Origin of the sequence: Falsiroseomonas sp. HW251 (genome assembly GCF_050563545.1) — a bacterium.
Classification (GTDB): Bacteria; Pseudomonadota; Alphaproteobacteria; order Acetobacterales; family Acetobacteraceae; genus Falsiroseomonas.
Genome location: NZ_JBNXUM010000045.1, coordinates 1 through 25,077 on the forward strand (window position 1 = coordinate 1; position 25,077 = coordinate 25,077).

Below are 25,077 nucleotides of genomic sequence, written 5' to 3' on the forward strand. Positions count from 1 at the left end.
GCTGCTTCGACCAGAGGACGGTGATGTTCGGCTCCGGCGCCGGCCCCAGGTTCGTCAGCGTGTGCAGCACGCGGTAGCTCGTCCGCGTGACCATGGTGCGGCCATCGAGGTCCATGCCGCCGACGCATTCCGTCGCCCAGTAGGGATCGCCGCTGAACAGCGCGTCGTAGTCCGGCGTGCGCAGAAAACGCACGATGCGCAGCTTCTGCACGAGCTGGTCGATCAGCTCCTGCGCGCCGGCCTCGTCCAACGCGCCCTCTCGCATGTCGCGTTCGACATAGGCGTCGAGGAACGTGGTGATGCGGCCGATCGACATCGCCGCCCCGTTCGCTTCCTTGATGGCGGCGAGATAGGCGAGGTAGGTCCACTGCACGGCTTCTCGTGCGGTCTCCGCTGGGCGCCTGACGTCGCAGTCGTAGCGCTGGCCCATCTCCGCGAGATCCTCGAGGGCGCGCATCTGCTCGGCGAGTTCCTCGCGCGTGCGGATGATCTCCTCTGTCGGCCACATCTCGTCGACCTGCACCCGCTCCTCCCGCTTGGCGGCGAGCAGGCGGTCGGTACCGTAGAGCGCGACGCGGCGATAATCGCCGATGATGCGGCCGCGCCCATACGCATCGGGCAGGCCGGTGATGATGCCGGATTTGCGGCAGCGCATGATCTCCGGCGTGTAGGCGTCGAAGACGCCGTCATTGTGCGTCTTGCGGTACTTCGTGAAGGCCTCGTGCACGGCGGCATCGGCGGGGAAGCCGGCGGCCTTCAGGCCGGATTCGACCATGCGCAGGCCACCCGCGGGGAAGATCGCGCGCCTGAAGGGCTTGTCGGTCTGCAGGCCGACGATGACCTCGTTGTCGCGGTCGATCCAACCTGGCGCATGCGCGAGGATGGTCGACGGCGTCGCCGCATCCACGTCGAGCACGCCCTTCTTCTGCTCCTCGCGGAAATAGGGCTGCAGCTTCGCCCACACCGCCTGGGTGCGGGCCGTTGGACCCACCAGGAAACTCTCGTCCCCGTGGTAGGGCGTGAGGTTCCGGACGACGAAGTCGCGTACATCGACCGTACGTTGCCACGGGCCTGCGTTGAAGTCGCGCCAAGCCTTGGACTGCGTAAGATCTGAAAATCCGACGTTCAGGGCGTCCATGGTGCGTTCCTCCTGGGCTAACCTGCCGCGAAAGGAGGAGCTTTGCACGCACAGTTTGGCCCAGCTTTGGAAGCGTCCCGGCGCTGTACAAATGTTGCATCGCAGCAGACTTCGGCCCGCTCAGCGTTGGGGCGAGCCGGCCCTTACGGTGGCTTGACGTGTCGCCGTGCTGCCCTTCATACACGGGCGGTATTAGCCGCTGGCAGCGCTCCAGCGCGCGATCAGCGCGGGCATCCTGGCAGTCGCAGAGAAGAAGCCCGTCGGGGCTCCACCAAGCGCGCAAATGGCAGCGCCGCTGCGGACGCGGTGCGTTGTCGTTTGTTTCTCGGCAACGAACCCGGTCTTAAGTCGTATCGGTTTTCGCGCCGATCTGATCGGTTTGGCATTCCGCCTGGGAAGCCGCAGCAGAACGCGTTCGTGGAAAGCTTCAATGGTCGCCTGCGGGACGAATGCCTAATGAGCACGTGTTCGGCTCGCTGGCGGAGGCGCGTCGGCTGATCGAGGCTTGGCGGGAGGACTACAACAGGGTCCGGCCGCACGGCAGCCTCGGTGGCCGGACGCCGCAGGAGTTCGCCAAATGCAGCGCCCGCGCGAAGGATCGGGCCGAGGGCGCTGCGCTACTCGAGGGCTCCGCGCCCTCGGCCCGATCCACTACGGTCCCGACCAGGGCCAAGAGGAGAACGGATCCAAGTTATCCGCGGTAGGAAAGCGGGGAGCACGTCAAAGATTACGCGGCCTGGTGCTGATGCAGCAAGCGGCGGCGATGGCGTAAAGGCGACATTCGGCGCGGACGGCGTGACCTGCCGGATCGAGATGCCTCTGCGCGTGCGGCCATAGGCACGCTGGCGCGACGAGCCACCGGCGTAGCCCGGAAGGCAACGGCCGGGAGCCGGCTGACCGGGAGGCAACGGAGAGGTGGGCGCTGGTGCAAAGGCAGCGAAGACGGTCAGCCTTGCACGCGCAGCAGTTCGGCGGCGCATTCCGGAAGCGTGGCGCCGGAGACCGGCTTGCGAAGGAGGGCAACGAAGTGCCGCTCCGCTTCGCCGCTCCCGGGTCGCTAGTTCGTGCCGGCGGGCACGGGCGACCAGGTTCACGCGGGCACGCCGGCCAGCGGTCGTGTCACGCTGCAGCACGGCAAGGCCGGCCGGCACCGGTAATGCCCGTAGCTGCAGCCAGCGCCCGACATCGCCGTGCAGCACGCGATGCTCGATCTCGGACGGCACGCGGGCCTGCATCGAGCTGCGCCACGCCTCCTCGACGGCGCTGCCACTGCTGGCGCTGTCCAACGAACTCGCAGCGGCCTTTCTCGACCGGCGCATCGGTGTGTGCCTGGAGGTCGGGATCCAAGTGCCGCCGGAGGATGCGACGGCGGTTGCGTCCATCGTGGCCGAGCTGGTGATCAACGCGGCCAAGCACGCCTTTCCAGATCCGGCCAACGCGGGGCAGGTGCTGGTGCACCTGTCGCGACATGGCCCGACTGGCTATCGCGTCGACGTCGAGGACGATGGCTGCGGGCTGCCGGAGAGCTTCGAACCCGGGCGATCGCGCGGGCTCGGGGCTTGTATTGTCGCGGCGATGGCCTGGCAGCTCTGTGCCGGGCTCGAGTTTGCCGCGGGGCGCCAGGGGACACGGTTCACACTGACCGTGCCGCGCTGAACTAGCGTAGGGTGCAGCCGCAGCAAGCCTGAGACTTGCTGCGGCTGCCACTTCGGTGCACCTGCCGGGAGAACAGGTTCAAATCGGGGACCCGCATCGGCTTATGCCGAACTTTGCTGAGGGTCCGGGACAGAAGGTAGTTGGCATATTGTTGCCGCGCTTTAGTCGCTGGCAAGTTGCCACGGCAGCGATTGCGGCATGCCACCTCAAGACCCAGTGGCCGGAGCGGAGCGCGGGGCGCACTGGCCCGGGTGGATGGTAATGCCACCCGGCGCGTTACCAAGCTACCGACGGTAACGTCCCGGAAGGCGTTACCTCGCCCCCCCTCGCTGATCGACGCAGGGGTGCGCCGGCACCTAGCCGGACCCGTGGCTGGCAGATTGACCCACGGGATCAGTCCCGCTGCCGCTTCGACCGCAATGGGCGGAATGCGGACTCTCTGCGACACAGCGAGCTTGTTAGATGGCTTCTGGAGCGCGGCGATCTCTGCATCCTCGCTGACCGCCGAGTTAAGCTGCAAGCAAACTCCTGCGGTCGACCAAGCACCGACGGCGAGCCCCTCGCTGCGTCACATCAGGTCATTCCACCCTAACGCGGCGTGCTTCGACTGCGGCGATGTCGGCAGGGTCTTGAATACCGTGGCGACCCGCCGATAAGGCCAACTCGGCGTGGCGGAGCAACTCAGCCCGTCGCTCCGTGCGGGTCTCGACCTCGATCACCCGTCCGACTGTCTCGACCAGACGGATCAGCACCGCCGGTGACCCCGAGGCGTTCTGTCGGATCATTTGGAACATCGTATCGCAAAGTCCAGCGTAGTCCGTCACCTGACGGTAGAGCACCACGCGTCCGCCGCGCAGAACCGTGCAGCTAGGCAAGTGACGCGGCGCGATCTCGCAGAGCGCCGCCCCCAGCCGGTCGAGGACGGTAATCGCCGTGAACGGGTCATTGATGCCGGGCGACAGCGCCCGCACAGCGACCTCCACCAGCTGCCGTACCGCAAACTCGAGATCCTGCGTTGCCGCCTGCCTAGGGCCGAGCGAGAAGGCGGCACGAATGGCCTCCTCGGCGCCCTCGCCCCGTTCTCCGCAGACCAGTTCTGCGACGGCCGCGCCGGGGAACAGGTAGTCGCCGGGGCGCGCCAGCAGCACCAGGACCGCGCCGCGCTCAGCCGCCCATTCAGCCAGACCCTCCTCATCCACCGCGCGAAGGTAGCCGCGCTCGCTCAGCGCCACGGGCACTCCGCGCGGTGGAACGGAGTTGGCGGTTGGCGGCTGATCGCGGCCGAGGCGGCTGATCGCCTGCGAGAGCTCGCCGTGCACGATGTCGATGACGGTCTCGACGTTGATGCCGGTGGCGACGTGGTGGACGAACCAGACAAGGGTGGCCACGCAGAGCAGCGCCAGGAGCAGCGCGCCCGTGACGCCAAGGTGCGGCACGAACGCCGCCTCCTCGACGGAGCGGACGGTGCGCAGCACCACCAGCGCATAAGCGAAGGTGCCGAGGAAGATGCCGAGCGCATACTGGTTGCCGCTGTCGCGGACGAAGTTGCGTAGCAAGCGCGGCCCCATCTGGCCGGAGGCGAGCGACAGGGCGGCAACGGTAATCGAGAAGGTGGTGCCGGCCACACCGATGGTGGAGGAGGCCACCGCGCCGAGCAGCGCCCGGGCACCCGCCTCGCCCCCGGTGTAGATCCATCCGTCAGGCACCCAAGGCAGCTTCGTGCCGGTCTGCTCGGCCAGGACCGCCGCCTGCCCAAGCAGGACCCCGCCCAGCACGAGCAGCGCCGGTCGGATCCAGAAGATGTCGCCGAGCGCCTCCAGCCATTCGCGCAGACGGCTGGTCACCGCCGGCCCCCAACCGCGTGCTGTGACGCGTCGCGTTCGGCCTGCCACCGAGGCCGCGGGACGTTGCGCCCCGCGGCCGGCCAGCCTTCGCGTTGCCGCGCACGGTCGCCGTCGGTCTCCTCGGTCTGGTCGTGCAGCAGCACCTGCGTGGTCGGATAGGGAAGGTCGAGGCCGGCTTCGGTCACAGCCAGCTTGACCGCCTCGATGGCGCCGTCGAGCGCATCGACCGCCTCTCGCCGCCGCGGCGGGTTGATCCAGAAGCGGGCAGCCATATCCACCCCGGCCGTGCCCAGACCCGTCACCAGCGCCTCGGGCGCCGGATCGGCCAGCACGCCAGAGGTGGAGCGCAGCGCCCGCACCACGACGTCCCGCGCATGGGCGATGTCGTCGCCGTTGCCGATGGTCAGGGCGAACTGCAGCCGGCGCTTCTCGTAGGCGGTAATGACCTCGATCTTGTCGGTGAAGAGAGCCGCATTCGGGATGAGGATGCGACGGTTGTCGTAGGTCCGCAGCACCGTTGCCCGGACCCAGATGTCCTCGACCGTACCCTCCTGTTCGCCGTGACGGATCTGGTCGCCGATGCGGAAGGGGCGGGTGAGCAGAATGAGGACGCCGGCAAGCAGGTTCTGCAGCACGTCACGGAAGGCGAAGCCGATGGCCACACCGCCGATGCCGAGCAGGTTGAACAGGTCGGCGGCGGACACCGACGGGAAGGCGACGGCGGCGGCGATCAGGAAGACGATGAGCGTGACGAGGCCGCCCGCGATGCGTCCCAGCACGGCGGCGGAGTCGGCGGAGGCCTCGCGCAGGGACGCCGCACGGGTGACCGCGGCGCGGACGCCACGCACGACGACGAGGCCGAGGCCGAGGCCGAAGACCACGAGGCCTAGCAGCAGCCCAGGCAGGATGGTCGCGGCGGAGTTACCGAGGGCGTGCAGACGATCCAGTGCTTCATCGAACATCACTTGACCTCCGCAGGGAAAGACACCGAACGCGATCCGCCTGAAGACGTGCCGCGCCTCCGCTAGCTGGCTTCAACGTCGGCGGCCTGGACACCCTCCAGGGTCCCGATGCCTTCGGACCGGCTCGCGTTCCGGATGACGCTGAGGCTTCCGTCCGTCTCCAGCACCACGGCCGCGACCTGCTCGGGCTCGGCCGCGCCGGAACCACGCAGGGCGGCGAAGACCTCCGCGCGCGTCACGCGCTGAGCGCGCATGGCGCCTTCCAGGAGGCGGCCGCGGTGGAGCAGGAGGGTCGGCTCCGACTTGACCAGGTCGCTGAACCCCGGAGATCGCACGGCGAACCAGGCGACGAGATATTGCAGGCCGGCCAGCAGTGCGAAGGCGACGATGCCCTCTACCAGGGCGACCGACTTGCTGAGCAGCACGGTGGCCAGGGTCGACCCGAGCGCCACGGTGACGATCAGATCGAAGGCGTTCAGCTTCGCCAGGGTGCGCTTGCCCGAGACGCGCAGCAGCAGCACGAGGGCGGCATAGGCGAAGGTGCCGACCACCAAGACGCGGAGCAGGCCGAACCAGCTATCGAAGAACATGGTCAAGACCCTTCCGTGCCGTCAGTCCCGGCCGGGTGACCGCATGAGCCGCAACGTCATGACGCCCGCCAGCGTTGCGCCGGCCGTATCCATGACGATGTCGAACAGCGTGTCGTATTTGCCCTTGATGACGTCGCCGGGCACGATCTGGTCGAAGACCCACTCGGCCACCTCCCAGAGCGCGCCGAGGGCGATCCCGACGCTCGCGATCAGAAGCACGACGAGAACGCCATGGCCGCGCTCTCGTGTGAGCGCCCCGCCCAGTACGAAGAGTGCAAGCCAGAGCGTGACGGCGTGGATCGTGCAGGCGTGCAGGATGCGGTCAAACCACCAGAACTGCCGGTAGAGGTCGAACGCGTAGCCGGCGATATTCGCAGCACCCAGAGCGACGAGCAGGGTCCACGCGAGCACGCGTCCCGAGGAAGTGGCTTCCATGATGGCACTCCGCGCTGCTGCCGCTTGCTTTCCGAGACTGGGCAACGTCCCACCTCGGCTCCTGGTCGCTGGAGACCGGTGAGGCCGCCAGCCGGGCCTCCGCTCCCGATCGCGTGGTGATGCTGTCGGGCCGCGACGCCAGCCGAGGTCGCTGCGGTCGCCGCTTGATCAACGGCCGCTTTCGCGCAGGCGCCATGGCTGTGCACGGTGTTCGCGAGTCTGGCTGAACGGCAGTCTCGTCGAACCGTCGCTCGGCCCGTCAGGGGGCACGCGCCTCGTCATGCTGCCGGGCGGCGCCATGCTGCCGTGATGAAGGGAGTACTGCCGGACCAAGAAAGCCGCTTCGGCGCCATCCGGATGGGCGTCGTCGCCTACCGCGCACTGCTTCTGGCCATGGGACTGGGCGGGGACCAGGCGGCCCCCGCCCGCATCGTTCAGCGCGACGGCGTCGAAGAACCGCTGCTCGGGGAAGTGCCGCCGCTACCCGACGAACCCGTCGCGGCACCGCTGCTGCCCGTCCTCGACGAACCAGACTGACTTCCCGACTGGCTCGAGGATGCGCCAGAACTCTGCATCCCCGTGCCAGGCGGGTTGACCATCATGACCACAGTGTTGCCGTGCTGCGTACGCGCCTGCACGAGATAGGCGGTGTCCAGGATCTGCACGTCGCGGAAGCCGGCCTGCTCCAGTTGGCGACGAAGCTGCTGCTGGGTTTCGGCTTGGGTTTGGCTGCCGGACTGGTTCTGCGACGGGCCGCTCTGGGACTGACTGCCCTGCCCTGTCGTGCCTTGACGGCTCGGGCTGCCGGAACTCTGCGCGAAGGCCGGCGCTGCGAGGGCCGCGCCGATCAGCGCGGCTGCGATAAGCTTGCCGTTCATGTGATGTCTTCTGTCGTCCGTGATGTCCGGTTGCCCTGGCGCGCAGTCCAGGTGCGACGCCAGGGCGCGCCGCACCCGATGCGGCCTACCGATAGAGCCGAAGCCCATCGCCCCAGCCCTGCTGGCGGCCGTAGTCGGCGACGTGGTCGCGGTCGTAGCGCGGCAGCGCTTCCAGCTCCTCGCGCGTCATGTTCAGACGGGCGCGGTCGTTCCCGCCCTGGGAGAGCTGGAGGCGGTCGATGGGCACCAGCGCCTGCCGGTCGCCGATACCAAGGAAGCCACCCCACTCGATCACGGCGGCGCGGACCCGGCCGGCCTTGTCAATCAGGAGGTTCTGCACCTCGCCGGCGTCTCGGCCATTGGAGCCGACGACGTTCTTCCCGACCATGTCCTGCACGCTCTGCAGCGCCATCCCGCCGCTCGACGCGACGGCCGCCTGCTGCGGCTGCGACCCACCGGATTGCGACGGCGTCGGTGCTGCAGTCGTGCCGCTGCTCGTGGAGTTGCTCGAATCCGTGCTGCCGCCAATGCGGCCGGCCAGCGTGCCGAGCGCATCCGCCGCCTCGCGCATCTGGTTCGTCGCCTGCTGCTGGTTCGGTTGGCTAACCTGAAGCGCCTGCTGCGCCTCGTTCAGCTCACGCTGAGCGGTGCGCCAGACACCCTCGCCCTGGATTTGCTGCGGCGCGCGGCCGAGGACGGTCAGACCTGACTCCACCGCTGTGCGGGCCTGCGCCCAATTGGGTTGCTGCCCACCGGAGACCTGCCCCATAGCCTGGCGCAGCGCCTGCTCCGCAGTGCGGATCTGCCCGACGATGGCCGGCTGCTGGTTTGGCGACGCGCTGCTCTGCGCCTGCGGGGTCTGCCCCTGGCCACCCTGGGCCTGTCCGCTGCCGCCCTGCTGCTGCGCCAGCGCCGGGGGCGACATGCCCAGCGCTACCGCTGCCACACCCGCCAGCACGGCGTGACGCCATCCTTGGTTCAACTGGTTCAGTGTCGTCATGTTCACCCGCAGTCCTCCATGGCCGGCAAGGCGGGGAGCCGCCTGCCTGCCACCGGAACTGGTGAGTCGCTCCGCCCATCCGACTCCGCGCTGCTACGGAGCCCGTGGCGCGGAACCGATGCGCCACGGCGCGTTTCCGAAGTGCGCTAAGGGAGGATCCGGAACTGCCCCTCGACACGCTGCGCGGCGTTGCGTGGCAGGCCGCCGGGCGACCCCTTGCCTGGCATCTCGGCCTGCTCTGCGCCGCGCTGCTGATCCCCGTGATCGCGCTTGAGGCCTTTCTGCTGGTCGCGATGGCCACCACGGAGCGGGCGCAGCACCAGGCGGCGGCGCGCGAGGCGGCACGGCGGACCGCGGTGGTGCTCGACCGCAGGCTCGCCACGCTCGGCGGCATGGCGGAAGTGCTGGCGAGTTCCGACCACGTCATGGCGGACGATTTCGATGCGTTCCGCCAGCGCATCTTGCAGCTGCCCCGTCCAACCGCGGCGCAGTTCGTCATCCGCGATGCGGCGGGACAGGTCCTGATGGCCACCGGCGATGCCGCAGTAGGCGATCGCGACCTCGATGCGGAGACCGCGGCGCGTCAGACCACGCGCACGCAGTTCACCGGCGTGCTGCGGCAGAGCCCGTCGCGGGAGCCGGTCTTCGCGATCATAAGCCCGGTACCGGATCAGGGTGCGATGCGCGATCGCCTGTTGACGCTCCGCGTTCCGGTCATCGAGCTCGGCGACCTCATCCGCAAGGAGGGCATTCCGCCCGGCATGACGGCCTCCATCACGGACCGCAACGGGACGGTGGTGGCCCGCAGCAGCGACGGGCAACTCGTCGGCGCTCGCCCCGCCCGCTCGCTGCCCCCCCAGGAGCCCGAAGGCTGGCAGCGGGGCACCGATCTGGCGGGGCGGCCAATCGTCCTCGCCTTCGCCCGCAGCGAAGTGGCTGGCTGGACCGCATGGGTCTTCATGCCCGCCGGCGCCTTCGCAGCGCCGCTGCGCCGATCGTTGCTCGCCAGCGCGGCCGTCGCGATCGTTTTCGCGGCACTCGCCGCCATCCTGGCGATGTCCTTTGCGCGCCGGATCACGCGCCCGATCTCCCGCCTTGCCGAGGCCGCCGCTCGCGGCGGCGACGCGGCCCTGCCGACCCCGGTGCGCGAGGTGAACGCGCTCGCCTCCGCCTATGGCGCCGCACGGCGGGAGGCGAACCGGCTGCGTGAAGCGCAGGGGGAACTGCGCCACGTCGCACGGCTGAACGAGATGGGCACGCTCGCCGCGACACTCGCGCATGAGATCAACCAGCCGCTGACGGCGGCGGCGACCTTCTCGGAAGCGGCGATACGGCTGCTCGGGACCGAGGCGGCGCAGCCGACCGACCTGACCGGCGCGCGCGGTGCGATGCGCCAGGCGGCGGACCAGGCGCTACATGCCGGCCGCATCGTGCGCGGGCTGCGCGACTTCCTGGCCCATGGCGGCGAGCGAACATCCACCGACCTCAACGGACTCGTGCGGGAGGGCGCCAGCCTGGCACTCGCCGACCGGCGCAACCGCGGCATCTCGCCACGCTTCGCCCTGGAGCCGGCCTTGCCGCCAGTTACGGTGGACCGTGTGCAGATCGCGCAGGTCGTGGTGAACCTGGTCCGCAATGCGGCCGACGCGCTGGAGGCCGCGGCGCGGCGCGAGCTGGTCGTCGCGACACGACACGCGGGATCCGGCAACGTCGAGGTATCCGTCGCCGACAGCGGCGAGGGGATCGCGCCGGAGGTCGCCTCGCGGCTCTTCTCTCCCTTCGTGACCACGAAGCCGGGCGGTATGGGCGTGGGGCTCGCGATCGCACGCAGCATCGTGGAGGAGCACGGCGGGAGGCTGGAAGTCGCGCCGAATGCCGGCGGCGGCAGCGTGTTCCGCTTCACGCTCCCCGTCCCTGGCCTCTCCGGTGCTCCTTGCTCGCAGGAGGCGATAACCCATGCCGGCTGAGGCGCCCCGTGGCTATGTCGTGGACGACGAGGAAGCGGTGCGGAGCTCGCTCTCGCTGCTGTTGCGATCGGCCGGCTATGAGGTCGCGACCTTCGGGTCGGGCGATGCCTTCCTGGAAGCCGCCCGGACCGACCTGCCCTTCGGCTGCGTACTGCTCGACATCCGAATGCCCGATCTCGACGGGCTGCAGGTCCAGCACGCCCTGACGGAGCGTCGCCTGCCGCACCCCGTGGTGATGATCACCGCGCATGGCGACGTGCCGCTCGCTGTCCGTGCAATGAAGGCCGGCGCCTGCGACTTCATCGAGAAGCCCTTCAGTGCGGAGGAGATCCTGCGCGCAGCCGCCGCGGCGCTGGAGAGCGGCGCCTGCGCACAGCATGACGCGCGCGCCGCCGCGGACGCCGCGGCCCGCGTCGCGACGCTCTCCCCGCGGGAGACGGATGTGCTGCAAGGCATGGTCGCCGGCAGGCAGAACAAGGTGATTGCGCTCGACCTCGGTATCAGCCCGCGCACGGTCGAGATCCACCGCGGGAACCTGATGGCGAAGCTCGGCGTGCGGAGCCTGTCGGAGGTCGTGCGCATCGCGATCGCAGCCGGAATCCGCACCGATGGGCACTGACACCCCGGGAGCCGGGGATCACCCGGACCGGGCGTCTGGCGACGGTTCCGTCGGCATGATCCCCTTTGCCTTGCTCGGCCTGGTCCCGATCGCGCTCGGGCTCGACTGGCTCGCGGCCGGCCCGGTCTGGGTGTTCCTGACCGGCGCGGCCGCCGTCGCCGTGCTCGCGGACTGGGTGCGCCGCGGCACGGAGCAGTTGGCGATGCATGTCGGGCCATCCATCGGTGGCCTGCTGAATGTCAGCTTCGGCAGCATGTCGGAGCTGATCCTGGCGCTCTTCGTGCTGCTGAGCGGGCAGGTCCAGGTGGTGCAGGCGCAGATCACGGGATCGATCATCGCAACCAGCCTGCTCGGCCTCGGCCTCGCGGCGCTGGCGGGCGGGATCGGGCGCGAGAGGCAGCGCTTCAGCCGTGCCCATGCCGGCCTGCTCTCGACGCTGCTCGTCCTGCTGACCGTCGCCATGGTGCTGCCGGCCGTCTTCGAGATCACGGAACGCGCCGGCCATTCGGAGACGGAAATCGCCGTCACCTCGGAAGAACTGAGCCTCGCCGTTTCCGTCGTCCTGCTCGTGCTCTATGCCGCGAACCTGCTCTACACGCTTGTCACGCATCGTGACGTCTTCGGCGGCGAGGATCGCGGCGGCAAGCCGGCCTGGAGCCTCGCCCTGTCGCTCGGCGTTATGGTGGGCGGGACGGTGGTCGTGGCCTTGCTGTCGGAGGTCGTCTCCGGTGCGCTGTCGGATGCCGCCGGGCAGCTCGGCCTGTCGCCCGTCTTCCTCGGCGTGATCCTGCTCGCGGTGGTCGGCACCGCGGCGGATCTCTTTGCCGCCGTGGCCTTCGCCCGCCAGGACCGGATGGACATCGCGCTCGGCATCTGCATCGGATCGGCGGTCCAGGTGGCGCTGGTCGTCGCGCCGCTGCTCGTCCTGCTTTCCTGGGCGCTCGGCTCGCCGATGACGCTGGTCTTCCACAGCCCGCTCGACCTGCTGGCCGTGACGGCGGCCGCGATCACCGTGCGCGCCGTCGCTGCCGATGGCGAGACGACCTGGTTCGAGGGCCTGCTGCTCGTCGGCGTCTACGCGATGCTGGGCCTCGCCTTCTTCTTCATCGGGCCGGCCTGAGCCTCGGCGCCCGCGCCGTGCCGGCGGGCCGCTTCGGCATCGTCCGTGCAGAGCGCATAGGCCGTGCGGACCAGCGCCGTGTGCGAGAAGGCCTGCGGGAAGTTGCCCAGCATCCGCCTTGCCCGCGGGTCGTATTCCTCCGACAGCAGGCCGAGCTCGTTGCGCAGGCCGAGCAGCCGGTCGAACAGCGCCACGGCTTCCTCCCGCCGTCCGGTCATGGCGTAGGCGTCCGCGAGCCAGAAGCTGCAGGCGAGGAAGGCCCCCTCGCCGCCGCCGAGCCCGTCCGGCGCGCTCTCGCTGCGATAGCGACGCACCAGGCCGTCCTCGATCAGCTCGCGCTCGACGGCGGCGATGGTGCCGCGGATGCGTGGATCCTCGGGCGGCAGGAAGCCGACCGCGGGCAGCAGCAGCAGGCTGGCGTCGAGTTCGGCGGCGCCATAGGCCTGGACGAAGCTGCCGCGCCGCTCGTCATAGCCATGCGCGCAGACGTCCTCGTGGATGCGGCGACGCAGATCCCGCCAACGTTCGAGCGGCCCGTCCAGGCCGAAGGCCTCGATCCCGCGCACCGCACGATCCACCGCGGCCCAGGCCATGACCTTGGACCAGGTGAAATGCCGGGGCGCGCTGCGGACTTCCCAGATCCCGCAATCCGGCTGCGTCCAGACCTGCCCGAGATGCGCGGTCAGCGCCCGCTGCAGCGCCCAGGCCTCGGGCGGCATAGGGATGCCGTGACGGTGCCCCTGGTGGAAGGCGTCCGCGAGTTCGCCGAAGACATCGAGCTGAAGCTGGACATGCGCCGCGTTCCCGGCCCGCACGGGACGCGAGCCCCCATATCCGGGCAGCCAACCGAGTTCCCATTCGCGCAGGCGCCGTTCCCCGGACAGGCCATACATGACCTGGATCTGCTCCGGGCTGCCCATCGTCGCGCGCAGCAGCCAGTCGCGCCAGGCCTCGGCCTCGTCCCGGTAGCCCGCCTGCAGCAGCGCGAGAAGCGTCAGCGTGGCGTCGCGCAGCCAGCAGATCCGATAGTCCCAGTTGCGCGCGCCGCCGATCGCTTCCGGCAGCGAGGTGGTGGCCGCCGCGACGATGCCGCCGGTCGGGCGATAGGCCAGCGCGCGCAGCGTGATGGCGGAGCGCCGCACCGCCTCCGTCCAGCCTCCCGCGGGACGGCAGCGCCCGGACCATGCGCGCCAGCCCGCCAGCGTCTCGTCCAGCGCGCGTCCGGCGTCGACCGGGGCCGGGTCCGGCCGGTGGGACGGCACGTGGCTCAGCACGAAGGGAATGCGCTGGCCGGCCTCCACGGTGAAGGACGCGACGGTGCGCAGCCCCTGCCCTTGCAGCGGCGCCGTCGTGCGCAACACGACCTTGTCCGGGCCGGCGACCGCACGCAGCCCGCCGTCCCCCGGCAGCCGCGTCACCCAGGGCACGTCGGCGCCGTAGCCGAAGCGCAGCACGAGTTCCATCCGGAAGGGCACCCTGCCCTGGCGGCCCTCGATGATGCGCACCACGTCGGAGTTCTCGCCGCGCTCCGGCATGAAGTCCGTCAGCACCGCGAGCCCGCCATCGGGCATGCGGAACGCCGTCTCCAGCACCAGGGCGCCGTCGAGGTAGCGCCGCCGGACCGCGGCTTGCGTGCCGGCCGGCGCGAGCAGCCAGCGGCCGTGCTCCGGCGTGCCGAGCAGCGCGGCGAAGACGGCGTCGCTGTCGAAGCGCGGCCAGCAGAGCCAGTCGATCGAGCCGTCGCGGCCGATCAGCGCCGCCGTCTCGCGATCGCCGATCAGCCCGTAATCCTCGATGCGGCTCGCCATGGGCCTCCGATGCGCGATCAGAACGCGCGGCTTCCCTCGGCCCGCGCGGGCGGGGCCTCGCTGCGCGGCGTGACGACGCCGGGTTGCGACGGGGCGGGTCGGGTCAGCAGGTCCACGAAAGAGAGCGAGAAGAGGAACAGGATCCACAGCCCAGCCGCGCCCGCGGCGAGGCGCAGCAGCGGATCCGGCTCGCGAAGCCGCATGAAGAACAGGGCCACCAGCGCGATCTTGGCCACCGCGATGCCGAGCGCGAGCAGGAGGTTGAACGTACCGACCGGCTGGTAGGCGCCGAAGACCGTGATCCCCAGCAGCGCCATCAGCGCCAGCCAGACGGGGATCACGCGCTCCCAGATCGATGTCGCGCTCATGACCGGCCCGGCAGGTAGATCAGGGCGAAGAGCAGCACCCAGACCGCATCGACGAAATGCCAGTAGAGCGCCACGGCCTCGAATGCCGGACTCGCCAGGGAACGGGAACGCCACCAGGCCTGAAGAAGAAGCGTGCCGGTCGCCACCATGCCGACGGCCAGGTGCACCGCATGCACCCCCGTCGCGACCCAGTAGAAGGACCAGAAGAACTGCGCGCGCGGCACGTCGAGCCGGAAGAAGGGCCCGGGCATCAAGCCCTCACCGATGTCCTTGGCGTATTCGAAGCCCTTCACCACCAGGAAGGCCGCGCCCAGCAGGATGGTGAGAAGCAGGCAGCGCAGCGCCATCCGGCGCAGCCCGGCGCGCGCGGCCTCGGCGCCCGCGGCCATGAAGAGGCTGCTGGTCAGCAGGATCGCGGTGTTCGCCGTGCCGTAGCCGATCGCGCTTTCCCGCGCGGCCGCGACGAAGGGGCCGGGGAAGAGCGTGCGGTAGAAGCCATAGGCCAGGATCGCGGCGGCGAAGAACATGGCCTCGGTGGCCAGGAAGACCCAGAGGCCGAAGCTCGTCGCTTCCCGCTGGCGCTGCAGGCTGAGCCAGGGCTTGCGCAGCGCCTCGCTCATTCCGGCTGGTCCTGCGAGCGGTGCGGCGCGCGGTCGAGGGCCGGCGGACCTTCATGCGCGGGGTGATAGAGATAGGGCTTCGATTCGACGCGCGGCGGCCGATCGAAATTCTGCTCGGGCGGTGGGCTCGGCGTCTGCCATTCCAGCCCGGTCGCGCCCAAGGGATTGGCCTCCGCGCGCGGACCGCGGAACAGCGACAGCGCCATGTAGCCCATCGGCATGAGGTAGGCAGCCGCCAGGATCACCGCGCCGGAGGAGGACAGGACGTGCCAGACCTGGAACTCCTCGGGATAGACGTGATAGCGCCGCGGCATGCCCGCGAAGCCCATGATGAATTGCGGGAAGAAGGTGAAGCCGAAGCCGAAGAACATCATCACGGCGGCGAAGCGCGCCCAGGCCTCGGGGTACATCCGCCCCGTCATCTTCGGCCACCAGAAGGCAAGTCCGCCATAGAGCGCGGTGACCGCGCCACCGACCATGATGAAGTGGAAATGCGCGACCACGAAGTAGGTGTCGGTGACGTGCACGTCCACGGGGATGGAAGCGAGGAACAACCCCGTCAGCCCGCCCAGCGTGAACAGCCCGATGAACCCCAACGCGTAGAGCATCGGCGCGTCGAAGGTGATCTGCCCGCGATAGAGCGTGGCCGTCCAGTTGAAGACCTTGATCGCCGACGGCACCGCCACGATGAAGGACAGGAAGGAAAAGGCGAGGTTCGCGAAGCTCGACTGGCCGGAGACGAACATGTGGTGGCCCCAGACCAGGAAGCCGACGATCGCGATCCACAGGATGGCATAGACCATGAACGCGTAGCCGAAGATCTGCCGCCGCGCGTAGCAGGCGACGATCTCGGAGATCACGCCGAAGGCCGGCAGGATCATGATGTAGACCGCGGGGTGGCTGTAGAACCAGAAGAGGTGCTGGAACAGCAGCGGGTCGCCACCGCGCAGCGGATCGAAGATCGGGATGCCGAAGGCGCGCTCCGCGAAGATCAGCAGCAGCGCCATGGCCAGAACCGGGGTCGCCAGGAGCATGACGATCGCCGTGGCGTAGAGCGACCAGACGAAGAGCGGCAGCCGGAACCAGGTCATCCCCGGTGCACGCAGCAGATGGGTGGTGGCGACGAAGTTGACCGAGGTCGCGATCGTGGAGAAGCCGGACAGGAAGACCGCCGCCGCTGCCATGAGCACATGCCCGCGCGCGAAGGCGGTGGAAAGCGGCGTGTAGAAGGTCCAGCCGGTGTCCACGCCGCCCGCCAGCAGCATGGCCACCGCCAGGACGCCCGCGACGATGAAGATGTACCAGCTCAGCAGGTTCAGCCGCGGGAAGGCCATGTCCCGCGCGCCGATCATCAGCGGCAGCAGGAAGTTGCCAAGCGTGGTCGGGATCACCGGCACCAGGAAGAACCACACCATCACCACGCCATGGAAGGTGAAGGTGCGGTTGTAGGCATCGTCGGTGAGCAGGTCTCCGTTCGGCGTGAAGAGCTCGAGACGGATCAGCACCGCCGCGGCGCCCCCCATGAAGAAGAAGACGGTGATCACCGCCATGTAAAGAAGGGCGATCCGCTTGTGGTCGGTGGTCAGCAGCCAGGAGGCGACACCGGTCCTCGCCGTCAGGTAGCTCGTGCCCGCAGGCGACGGCTCGTCGCGGATGGCGGGATCGAAGGAAAGGCTGCTCATCGTGCCTCCTCCGGACGTAGCGAGCGGAGATAGGCAATGATCGCCTGCAACTCGCCATCGTCGATCACGCCGGCGAAGGACGGCATGATGGGCTGGAAGCCCGCGACCACGTCACGCCGCGGCTGCAGGATGGAATCGCGGAGATAGGCGTCGTCGGCGCGCACCGTGCGTCCGTCGGCCAGTTGCACAGGCCGGCCGTACAGCCCGGCCAGGCGCGGCGCATGGACCGACGACGACGTCGCATGGCAGCCGGAGCAGCCATAGGCGTTGAACAGCGCCTCGCCCTGTCGCGCCAGCGTGTCGCCCTGCGGCTGCGCGGCGACCCAGGCGGCATAGGCCTCCGGCGCCATCACCACGACGCGTCCGCCCATGCGTGCATGCGAGGTGCCGCAGAACTCCGCGCAGAGCAGGTGGAACTCGCCTTCCTCGGTCGGGGTGAACCACATCTCGGTGAAGCGGCCCGGCAGCACATCCTGCTTGCGGCGGAAGGCGGGGACGAAGAAGCTGTGGATCACATCCTGCGACGTCATGACCAGCCGCACCGGCTCGCCGCGCGGGATGTGCAGTTCGTTGATCTCGCGGGCGCCGTTGGGATGCTCGGCCTTCCACATCCACTGCTTGGCGACGACGTGGATCTCCAGTGCGCCGGGCGGCGGCGCGTCGAGCGTCAGCTGTGTCGCGCCGGCCCAGCCGAACATGAAGACCGCGAGAAAGGTCACGACGGCATACCAGCCGATCTCGATGTCGCGCGTCAGCACCTCCGGCAGCATGCCGCGCTTTGCGCGGGAGCCGCGGCGGTAGCGGATGCTGAAGACGACCAGCAGGCCGACGACCAGCAGGAAGATCGCGCCGCAGAAGACGAGCAGCGCGACGAAGATGCCGTCCACCGTGCCGGCCTGTGCCGACGCCGCTGGGGGCCAGAGGCGTACCCAGGACGTCAGCGCCGCGCCATGCACCGGCCAGCCGGGGGAGGCATCGTTCATGCCGCGCGCCTCCGCTGCGCCCTCAGCAGCATGACGAAGCCGCCGAGGCCGGCGAGAGCGACAATGCCGCCGAGCCCCAGCCCGGCCAGCACAACCATGCGGCGGGCGCCGCTGCCGAGCGCGCCGAAGCCGCGACAGATCGCGAGCGTGCGCGCCACAATGCCCGGCGCGCCAGGTTCCGTGCGCGCCGCGCTCTCCACCGATCGGCGCAAGGCGACGGGATCGAAGCGCAGCGCCGGCAGCACCTCGGCGAGCCTGCCGTCGGGCGCAAGCACCAGCCAGGCCAGCGGGTGATCGAAGCGGGCCTGATCCGGCCGCCAGACCGCGTGATAGCCGAGCGACGCGGTGGCGACGCCGAGGACCGGCGCGTCCATGGTCATGAAGCGCGATGCGGCAGCCATGCCGGACCCGTCGCCGACATGGGCACGCCGCATCGCCGTGGCCTCGGCCGGGCCGTCCCGCGGATCGAGGCCGAGCACGAGCAGGACGACATCCTCGCCGAGCCGGAGCCCGGTCTCCCGCAGCGCGGCAGCGACGAGGCCGAGCGCGGTCCCGCACAGCGTCGCGCAGCTGTAATCCGCGAAGACCAGCACGATGGGCCGGCCGCCGGTCGCGTCGCGCAGCGTCGTCGGACGGCCGGCCTCGTCCCGTGCCGGCAGATCGAGCGGCAGGCGGGCACCCGGCGGCGGCACCAGCGCCGGCTCCTCCGCCTTGACCGGCGCGGCGGCGCAAAGGAAGAGCAGGAGCGCTGCCGCGGGCCTCATCACCGCGACGCCTCGTTCGCGGCGGGCGGCGGCAGGGGAGCCCAGGCCGCTGCACCGCGCGACGCCAGGATCTCCATCGCATGCTCGACGGGAATGCGCACGATGCCGCGTTCGCGGTCCACCCAGGCGTAGTCCTCGAGCGCGGCCCGCTGGCCGGCCGTGAAGCGCCGCAGGTCGCCCGCTGGGTCGCTCTGCAGGTCGGGAGGGCCGTAGCCCTGTGGCAGCGGAAAATCGCGCGGCCCGTCCGCGGCTTGCCAGATCAGATATAGGCCCGCGAGCGAGACTAGCAGGAAGCTCGCCGTGCCGCCGGCCGTCCAGAGCACTGCGCGAAGGTTGAGGTCGATCGACTTCCGCCGCTCGGCGGCTGCCTCAGGCGAGGCCATGCCGCGCCTCCTTCCCGGTAGGCAAACGGCCGGCGGACGGACGGAGTGACAGCGCGGTCCAGGCGCCGCCGATCGCGACGACGGCGAGCACGCCGCTCAGCAGCACGAGCGGCCCGACACGAGGACCAACGAGCCAGGCCTGGTGCAGCAGCGTGCCCGCCAGCACGGACGCTCCGACAGCGGCGAGCGGCCGCGGCGAACGACGGATGCGCGCGGCGAGCAGCGCGACGAAGGGCACCAGCGTCGCCAGCAGCAGCGAGGCAACCTCCAGCCACACCCAGGGCGCGGTCTCGCGCGGCAGGAACCAGGCGGCCTTCTCCGGCAGGTTTCCGTACCAGGGCACCAGGAACTGCGCGAAACCGAGATAGATGGCGCCGAGCAGCGCCGCGATCATCATCCGCGCCAGGTCCCCTGCCCGCCCCTGCCCACCGGGCTCCTCCGGACGCAGCAGCGCGCACCAGGCCAGCGCCGCCAGCACCTGGTTCACCCCCGTCGCCGCGCCGAAGACGGTCGAGTGGAAATGCGGATCGAGCGACAGCACCCAGTCCAGCGGGATCACCGCCATGGCAAGGGTGTGGAAGATCAGCGCCGCCGCGCCGACGCCGCTGCGTCGCGCGCCGCCATGCGCCAGCAGCAGACCGAAGACGCTCCAGCCCGCCAGCGCGACCACCGAGCGCAGCGCGAAGGGCAAGGGCGAGAGATACCAGACGGCGACCGAGGGCCGCTGCGCCAGTCCGGGATCCGTCGCCCAGGGATAAAGCAGCCCCGGCGCCAGCAGCAGCGGCAGCGCCACCACCGCGAAGACCGGCAGCGAGGCCGCGGCGGGCACCAGCACCGGGCGCAACTCCTCGACCCATTCGCCGCCCGTCGTCGCATGCACCGCCAGCAGCGTCATCGCGCCGAGGGCAATGCCGATCCAGAACAGCAGCCCGATCAGCCAGCCCGCCATCGCCACCTCGGCCGGGCCGAGCAGCCCCCAGGCCAGCAGCAGCACCGCGCAGGCAGTTGCCGCCGCCGACGCGGCGCGGCGGCGTTCACGCAGCCAGGGCAAGGTCGCCACGCTCATCGCAGCCGCTCCCGCGCCTCGGGAACGGCGGCGATCTCGGCATCCTGGGAAAGCTGAAGGGCGCGGATATAGGCAGCGATGGCCCAGCGGTCCGCCGGCGGCACGCGCGCGGCATAGGAGTACATGACGCCGTAGCCGTCCGTAATGACGTCGTAGAAGTGCTGCGCCGGCGCGGCGCGCAGCCGGGCGGTGTGGTAGCTCGGCGGTCGGGGGAAGCCCCGTCGCACGATCATGCCGTCGCCCGCGCCGGCCAGGCCGTGGCAGGGCGCGCAGAAGACATCGAAGCGCTCCCGACCGCGGGCGAGCAGCGCCGGCGTGACCTCGGGCTGCGCGGCGGCGGCAAGGAAGGCCAGGTCGCCCTGGGCCACCACGCCTTCCGGCAGGGGTCGCGCCGCGGTGCCATCGGGCCAGAGCGGCGCGGCAGCATAGGTGCGGTAGCGCTTCTGCTGCGCCATCTCCTGCCGGCAGCCCAGCAGCGCGAACGGCAGCAGGGCGACCAGCAGCGCGCGCCTCACGCCGCGACCTCCCGGATCGAGAGCGGGGCGAGGCCATCGAGCAGCGCGGCGACGCGCGCGCCATCCGCGCGCGGATCCTCGATGGCCAGGAAGAAGCGGTCCTGGCTCGCCCGATCGAAGCCATGCGCGTCGAAGACCGGGTGGTTCAGCCGCGGCAGGCCACTGGTGAGCAGGAAGGCCAGGATGCCGCCGAAGGTGGCGAGGAGGATGCCGCCCTCGAAGGTCGGCATGACGAAGACCTGCCAACTGAACAGCGGGCGCCCGCCGGCGTTGACGGGATAGTCCAGCACGGCCGTCCACCACTGCAGCCAGAAGGCGAAGGCCGCGCCGGCGATGCCCGAGGCAAGCATGACCAGGCGGATGCCGGTGCTGCCGAAGCCCAGCGCCTCCGGCAACTCCTCCATCGCGAAGGGCGTGTGCGCATCCAGGCCGCGGAGCCCGGCCTGCCGAGCCCGGCGCGCCGCGGCGACCAGCGTCTCCGGGTCCGCGAACTCGGCAAGGACGAGGCGGGTCATGCCATCTCCTCCTTCTCCTGCCGCAGGCGCTTGCCGAGGTCGTGCATGGCCACCACCGGGAACAGACGGACGAAGGCCACGAAGAGCAGCACGAAGAAGCCGATGGAGCCCGCGAGCGTCAGCCAGTCCCAGATCGTCGGCACGAAGATCGCGCGCATCGACGGCAGGTGCGCATGCGACAGCGTCGTGATGACGATCAGCACACGTTCCAGCCACATGCCGAGATTGATCACCAGCGTGAGCACGAGAAGGATCGGCATGGAAACGCGCGCCCGCGGCCACCACAGGATCTGGGGCGCCACGACGTTGCAGCACAGCATCAGGATGTAGAACGGCGCATACTCGCCGGCGAAGAGGAAGCGCAGATGCTCCGTCTCCGCGCGGCCGCCGCCGTACCAGGTGTTGAACCACTCCGTCGCGTAGGAGAAGCCCATCGCGATGGAGCCCGCGAGAAGGATCTTCGACATCGCGTCGAAGTGCTTCGCGCGGATCACTTCCTGCAGGCCGAGGGCGGCGCGCAGGATCACCGCGATCGTGACCGCCATGGCGAAGCCCGAGAACAGCGCGCCGACGACGAAGTAGGGCGGGAAGATCGTCTCCTGCCAGCCCGGCATGAGGCTCGCGGCGAAGTCCATGCCGACGATGCTGTGCACGGAAACGACCAGCGGCAGGCCGATCGCCGCCATCGCGCCGTACAGGGCGCCGTGCAGCTGCCAGTGCCGCGCTGAGCCGCGCCAGCCCAGCGACAGCACGCCGTAGACGCGCTTCCAGGCTAGGTTCCGCGCGCGGTCGCGCAGCGTGGCGAGGTCGGGGATCAGGCCCCAGTACCAGAACAGCAGGGAGAAGATCAGGTAGGTCGAGATCGCCGCGAAATCCCAGACCAGCGCGCTGCGCCATTGCGGCCAGACCTGCATGGAATTGGGATAGGGAACCAGCCAGTAGAAGCGATAGGGTCGGCCGAGATGCAGGATCGGGAAGAGGCCCGCGATGGAGGCGGCGAACAGCGTCATCGCCTCCGCGAAGCGGTTGACCGAGGCGCGCCAGCGCTGCCGCGTCAGCAGCAGCAGCGAGGAGATCAGCGTCCCCGCATGCCCGATGCCGAGCCACCAGACGAAGTTCGCGATGGCGAAACCCCAGACGACGGTGGTGTCCACGCCCCAGATGCCGATGCCCTGGATGAAGAGCCAGGCCATCGCGCCGAGGAGCACCAGTGTCAGCGCCGTCCCGATGCCGAGCGCGATCCACCAGCCCCGGCCGGGCCGGCGTTCCAGCAGCGGGTCGGCGACCACGCCGACGAGCTCGCCGTAGCTGGCCTGCGACGGAAGAGGCTGTTGCGTGACGGCGCTCACCCCTCCTCCTCTAGCGCCGGGTTGGGGTTGCGCGCCTGCTTCAGGTAGGTCGTGCGCGGCCGCGTCCCGAGATGGCCGAGCAGCGCGTAGTGATGCGGCTCGCGCCGCAGCGCGGCGACGGAGGAACGTGGCTGGTTCAGGTCGCCGAAGACGATCGCCTGGGTCGGGCAGGCCGCCTGGCAGGCCGTGACGACCTCGCCGTCCCCGATCGCGCGGTTCTCCTTCTTTGCCTCGCGCCTTTGCTGGCTGATGCGCTGCACGCAGTAGGTGCATTTCTCCATCACGCCGCGCGCTCGGACCGTGACCTCCGGGTTGCGTTGCGCGGCGAGGGAGGGCGCGCCCTGGTTGGCGTATTCCTGGCCGTCGGCGTAGCCGAAGAAGTTGAAGCGCCGGACCTTGTAGGGGCAGTTGGACTGGCAGAAGCGCGTGCCGATGCAGCGATTGTAGACCTGGACGTTCAGCCCCTCGTGGTCGTGGACCGATGCGGCGACGGGGCAGACCGGCTCGCAGGGCGCCTTCTCGCAATGCATGCAGGGAACGGGCTGGAAGCCGGTCAGCGCCGCGCCGCCGGGACCCCGCTGCGTATAGGTGTCCACGCGGAGCCAGTGCATCACGCGGCCCATTGCGATCTGTTCCGGCCCGACGACGGGCACGTTGTTCTCGGACTGGCAGGCGACGACGCAGGCGTTGCAGCCGATGCACAGCGTGGTGTCGATCACCATGCCCCAGGCGTAGCCGTCGTAGTCCACGTCCGGGTAGAAGTCGGGTGGCGGCGGCGCTGGCGGCTGCGCGGCGGCGCGGATGATCTCGTCCAACGGCACGACGGGCAGGATCTCGCGTGCCTCGCCTTCGAGCGTCTGGTGATCCTGTCGGGTCGCGAGCCGCGCGCGGTGCCCGGCCGACGTGACGGAGAGCCCCGGCGCGTACCACGGCGCCTCGGGCCGGCGGATTGCATAGGCGTCCACGCCCAATCCGCTGCCGATCGCGCCGGCGGCGCGCCGCCCATAGCCCAGGGTCAAGCCCACGACGCCCGGGGCAACCTCCTCGCGCAGCAGCACCGGTGCCTCGATCCGGCGCCCCTCGAGATCCAGCGTGACGACGTCGCCGTCGCCCACGCCACGTGCCGACGCGTCGCGCGGGTTCATCAGCGCAGCATTGCCCCAGGTCTGGCTGGTGAAGGGCTTCGGGCATTCCTGCAGCCAGGCATTGTTGGCCTGGACGCCGTCCCAGATCGTGGGGTCGGGACGCAGCGCAAGGATCCGCCCCTCCTGCAGAGGACGCTCCGGCGCCTCCGGCGGCCGCGGCGGCGGCAGGGGCACCGGCGGCGCGCTGCTGTCGGGCACGACGCCCGCATGCAGCGCCTCTCGCCACCAGGCCTCGAACGCATCGCCGTGCAGACCCGTCCTGCCCGCCCAGGTCGCGCGCACGGCCGGATGGGCCTCGACGTCCAGCGTGCCGGCGAGCACGCCGAGCAGCGACACCATGCCGCGCGTGCCATAGAGCGGCCGGATCAGCGGCTGCACCAGGCTCGCCGTGCCGTCCGGCGCCCGAAGGTCGCCCCACTCCTCCAGCGCATGCGGCGCCGGGACATGGATGTCGGACAGGGCCGCCGTCTCGTCGCGATGCAGGCCGTGGTGCAGCAGGAAGGGCACGCGGCGTCGCGCCTCCGCGAAGCCAAGCGCCGCCGGCGCGTCATAGGCTGGGTTCGCGCCGAGCACGAACAGCGCCTCCACCTGGCCGGCCTGCATCGCCTCGACCAGCGGGTCCAACCCAGGCGCGTCGGGAAGCAACGGTTCGATCGCCCCGATCGGCGCATCGAGCCTTGCGTTGATCCAGTGGACCAGCGCGTGCATGCGCGCATCCTGCCATTCGCCGGTCAGTACCAGCGCCTCGCCCCGATGCGCCTGCAGGTCGGAAAGCGCGGCATCGAGGAATCGCGCGGCGTCCGGCGGCAGGTCCGGCGGCGCAAGGTCGGCGCCGAGCCGCGCGGCGAGCGTCACGGCCATGTCGCGCAGCACCGCGGGATGGACGCAGAGCCGATGATCGCCCGAGGCGCCGGTCAGCGTCGGCAGCGGCTCCGCGACATAGAGGCGCGAGAAGCCGGTGGCGCCCGCGCGCGCCATGCGCCGCGCGGCGAAGGCACGCGCGTTCGCGATCTGCTCCGCCCCTGGCCCGAGCGGGTCGGCATCCAGCGCGAGCGTCACGGCAGCGCGATCGAGCCTGGGCCGGATCGCGAGCGTTCGCCCGAAGGCCAGTGCCGCCCCGTCCCGCCGGTTTGCCTCGCCGACAGCTGCGTGGACGTGCCAGTGCATTGCCGGGAAGCGCCGGCGCGTATCCCCGATCAGCCGCACCAGCGTGGGCGAGGTGATCGGGCCGGTGAGCAGGCGCAGCCCCTCGCCGCCGCGCGCCTCGAGCGCGGCGAGCCGCGGCAGAAGCGCCGCCAGCGCACTATCCCAGGACCCGATGCGATCCCCGATCCGCACCGCGCGCGACCGGTCGGGGTCGTAGAGCGACAGCACCTCGGCCTCGGCGAAGACGTCTGTCGCGCCGCGGCTCGCGGGGTGCGAGGGATTGCCCGACACCTTGGTCGGCCGTCCCTCGAAGGAGGTGACGAGCACGCCGCGGGCCTGGCCTTCGAGCGGCAGCGAGGTCGCGAAGGTCAGCGGCCGACCGGGCACCAGGCGCTCCGGCATGCGGACATAGGGGAGGATCTCCTCCTCCGGCCGGTCGCAGCCGCCAAGCGCGCCGGTCAGCGCCGCAGCCAGCAGCCCGAGCGCGGCCTGGCGGCGTCCGATCGCGTCGTCGGGCGGCATCG

General features: G+C 70.3%; 23 protein-coding genes and 1 pseudogene. 5 read left to right on the forward strand and 19 right to left on the reverse strand.

Going from position 1 to position 25,077, the window contains the following annotated elements:
- Positions 1-1,138 (reverse strand): pyruvate formate lyase family protein (locus ACLF3M_RS32485; protein ID WP_430661169.1); only part of this gene is annotated, 1,138 nt, incomplete at its 3' end.
- A 384-nt stretch (positions 1,139-1,522) separates the two neighbouring features.
- On the opposite strand from ACLF3M_RS32485, the pseudogene ACLF3M_RS32490 reads away from it, so the two are divergent.
- Positions 1,523-1,842 (forward strand): annotated as a pseudogene (locus tag ACLF3M_RS32490) (integrase core domain-containing protein); the annotation flags it as partial.
- 412 nt (positions 1,843-2,254) lie between these two features.
- Positions 2,255-2,794, forward strand: coding sequence for an ATP-binding protein (locus tag ACLF3M_RS32495; protein ID WP_430661170.1), 540 nt, complete (start codon positions 2,255-2,257; stop codon positions 2,792-2,794).
- A 578-nt stretch (positions 2,795-3,372) separates the two neighbouring features.
- Here the strand turns inward: ACLF3M_RS32495 and ACLF3M_RS32500 are convergent.
- The 6 genes from ACLF3M_RS32500 to ACLF3M_RS32525 all read right to left on the reverse strand — a co-directional run bounded on the left by ACLF3M_RS32500 (position 3,373) and on the right by ACLF3M_RS32525 (position 8,503).
- Positions 3,373-4,638, reverse strand: a complete 1,266-nt coding sequence (locus ACLF3M_RS32500) for a DUF2254 domain-containing protein (RefSeq protein ID WP_430661171.1) — start codon at positions 4,636-4,638, stop codon at positions 3,373-3,375.
- Positions 4,635-5,519, reverse strand: coding sequence for a mechanosensitive ion channel family protein (locus tag ACLF3M_RS32505; RefSeq protein ID WP_430661172.1), 885 nt, complete (start codon positions 5,517-5,519; stop codon positions 4,635-4,637). The genes ACLF3M_RS32500 and ACLF3M_RS32505 overlap by 4 nt, the downstream gene beginning before the upstream one ends.
- Positions 5,520-5,662: 143 nt before the next feature.
- Positions 5,663-6,190: a DUF421 domain-containing protein gene (locus tag ACLF3M_RS32510; protein ID WP_430661203.1), complete on the reverse strand. Its 528-nt coding sequence runs from the start codon at positions 6,188-6,190 to the stop codon at positions 5,663-5,665.
- 21 nt (positions 6,191-6,211) lie between these two features.
- Positions 6,212-6,625, reverse strand: a complete 414-nt coding sequence (locus tag ACLF3M_RS32515; protein ID WP_430661173.1) for a hypothetical protein — start codon at positions 6,623-6,625, stop codon at positions 6,212-6,214.
- 434 nt (positions 6,626-7,059) lie between these two features.
- Positions 7,060-7,503: a hypothetical protein gene (locus tag ACLF3M_RS32520; protein WP_430661174.1), complete on the reverse strand. Its 444-nt coding sequence runs from the start codon at positions 7,501-7,503 to the stop codon at positions 7,060-7,062.
- Between the two features lie 85 nt (positions 7,504-7,588).
- Positions 7,589-8,503, reverse strand: a complete 915-nt coding sequence (locus ACLF3M_RS32525; RefSeq protein WP_430661175.1) for a PRC-barrel domain-containing protein — start codon at positions 8,501-8,503, stop codon at positions 7,589-7,591.
- A 104-nt stretch (positions 8,504-8,607) separates the two neighbouring features.
- On the opposite strand from ACLF3M_RS32525, the gene ACLF3M_RS32530 reads away from it, so the two are divergent.
- Genes ACLF3M_RS32530 through cax form a run of 3 tightly spaced genes read left to right on the forward strand, consistent with a single transcriptional unit; the run spans position 8,608 to position 12,209 of the window.
- Entirely contained in the window at positions 8,608-10,470 is a 1,863-nt protein-coding gene (locus ACLF3M_RS32530; protein WP_430661176.1) for a sensor histidine kinase, read from the forward strand.
- Entirely contained in the window at positions 10,460-11,089 is a 630-nt protein-coding gene (locus tag ACLF3M_RS32535) for a response regulator transcription factor (protein WP_430661177.1), read from the forward strand. Before ACLF3M_RS32530 ends, ACLF3M_RS32535 begins: the two co-directional genes overlap by 11 nt.
- A 55-nt stretch (positions 11,090-11,144) precedes the next feature.
- Positions 11,145-12,209 (forward strand): calcium/proton exchanger, encoded by a 1,065-nt coding sequence (cax, locus tag ACLF3M_RS32540; protein WP_430661178.1) that lies wholly within the window; start codon positions 11,145-11,147, stop codon positions 12,207-12,209.
- Here the strand turns inward: cax and ACLF3M_RS32545 are convergent.
- From ACLF3M_RS32545 to ACLF3M_RS32600, 12 genes are read right to left on the reverse strand one after another with little or no spacing between them, the layout of a single operon-like run.
- The gene (locus tag ACLF3M_RS32545; RefSeq protein ID WP_430661179.1) at positions 12,164-14,017 is read right to left on the reverse strand and encodes a glycoside hydrolase family 15 protein; all 1,854 of its coding nucleotides are present in this window, start codon (positions 14,015-14,017) and stop codon (positions 12,164-12,166) included. The genes cax and ACLF3M_RS32545 overlap by 46 nt on opposite strands.
- 17 nt (positions 14,018-14,034) lie before the next feature.
- A complete protein-coding gene (locus ACLF3M_RS32550; protein ID WP_430661180.1) occupies positions 14,035-14,385 on the reverse strand; it encodes a cytochrome C oxidase subunit IV family protein in 351 nt (116 codons plus the stop codon).
- Positions 14,382-15,005 carry a cytochrome c oxidase subunit 3 gene (locus ACLF3M_RS32555; RefSeq protein ID WP_430661181.1) on the reverse strand — a complete coding sequence of 208 codons (624 nt, stop codon included), beginning with the start codon at positions 15,003-15,005 and terminating at the stop codon, positions 14,382-14,384. The genes ACLF3M_RS32550 and ACLF3M_RS32555 overlap by 4 nt, the downstream gene beginning before the upstream one ends.
- Entirely contained in the window at positions 15,002-16,687 is a 1,686-nt protein-coding gene (locus ACLF3M_RS32560) for a cytochrome c oxidase subunit I (protein WP_430661182.1), read from the reverse strand. The genes ACLF3M_RS32555 and ACLF3M_RS32560 overlap by 4 nt, the downstream gene beginning before the upstream one ends.
- Positions 16,684-17,670 (reverse strand): cytochrome c oxidase subunit II, encoded by a 987-nt coding sequence (coxB, locus tag ACLF3M_RS32565; protein WP_430661183.1) that lies wholly within the window; start codon positions 17,668-17,670, stop codon positions 16,684-16,686. Before coxB ends, ACLF3M_RS32560 begins: the two co-directional genes overlap by 4 nt.
- Entirely contained in the window at positions 17,667-18,434 is a 768-nt protein-coding gene (locus ACLF3M_RS32570) for a hypothetical protein (RefSeq protein ID WP_430661184.1), read from the reverse strand. The genes coxB and ACLF3M_RS32570 overlap by 4 nt, the downstream gene beginning before the upstream one ends.
- Positions 18,434-18,817 (reverse strand): hypothetical protein, encoded by a 384-nt coding sequence (locus tag ACLF3M_RS32575; protein WP_430661185.1) that lies wholly within the window; start codon positions 18,815-18,817, stop codon positions 18,434-18,436. The genes ACLF3M_RS32570 and ACLF3M_RS32575 overlap by 1 nt, the downstream gene beginning before the upstream one ends.
- On the reverse strand, positions 18,804-19,883 hold the full coding sequence (locus ACLF3M_RS32580; protein ID WP_430661186.1) for a hypothetical protein: 1,080 nt from the start codon (positions 19,881-19,883) through the stop codon (positions 18,804-18,806). Before ACLF3M_RS32580 ends, ACLF3M_RS32575 begins: the two co-directional genes overlap by 14 nt.
- Positions 19,880-20,398, reverse strand: a complete 519-nt coding sequence (locus ACLF3M_RS32585) for a c-type cytochrome (RefSeq protein ID WP_430661187.1) — start codon at positions 20,396-20,398, stop codon at positions 19,880-19,882. Before ACLF3M_RS32585 ends, ACLF3M_RS32580 begins: the two co-directional genes overlap by 4 nt.
- Positions 20,395-20,913, reverse strand: coding sequence for a DUF3341 domain-containing protein (locus ACLF3M_RS32590; protein WP_430661188.1), 519 nt, complete (start codon positions 20,911-20,913; stop codon positions 20,395-20,397). The genes ACLF3M_RS32585 and ACLF3M_RS32590 overlap by 4 nt, the downstream gene beginning before the upstream one ends.
- Complete coding sequence (nrfD, locus tag ACLF3M_RS32595; RefSeq protein WP_430661189.1) at positions 20,910-22,262, reverse strand: NrfD/PsrC family molybdoenzyme membrane anchor subunit; 1,353 nt, start codon at positions 22,260-22,262, stop codon at positions 20,910-20,912. The genes ACLF3M_RS32590 and nrfD overlap by 4 nt, the downstream gene beginning before the upstream one ends.
- Complete coding sequence (locus tag ACLF3M_RS32600; RefSeq protein ID WP_430661190.1) at positions 22,259-25,075, reverse strand: 4Fe-4S dicluster domain-containing protein; 2,817 nt, start codon at positions 25,073-25,075, stop codon at positions 22,259-22,261. The genes nrfD and ACLF3M_RS32600 overlap by 4 nt, the downstream gene beginning before the upstream one ends.
- Positions 25,076-25,077: the final 2 nt, after the last annotated feature.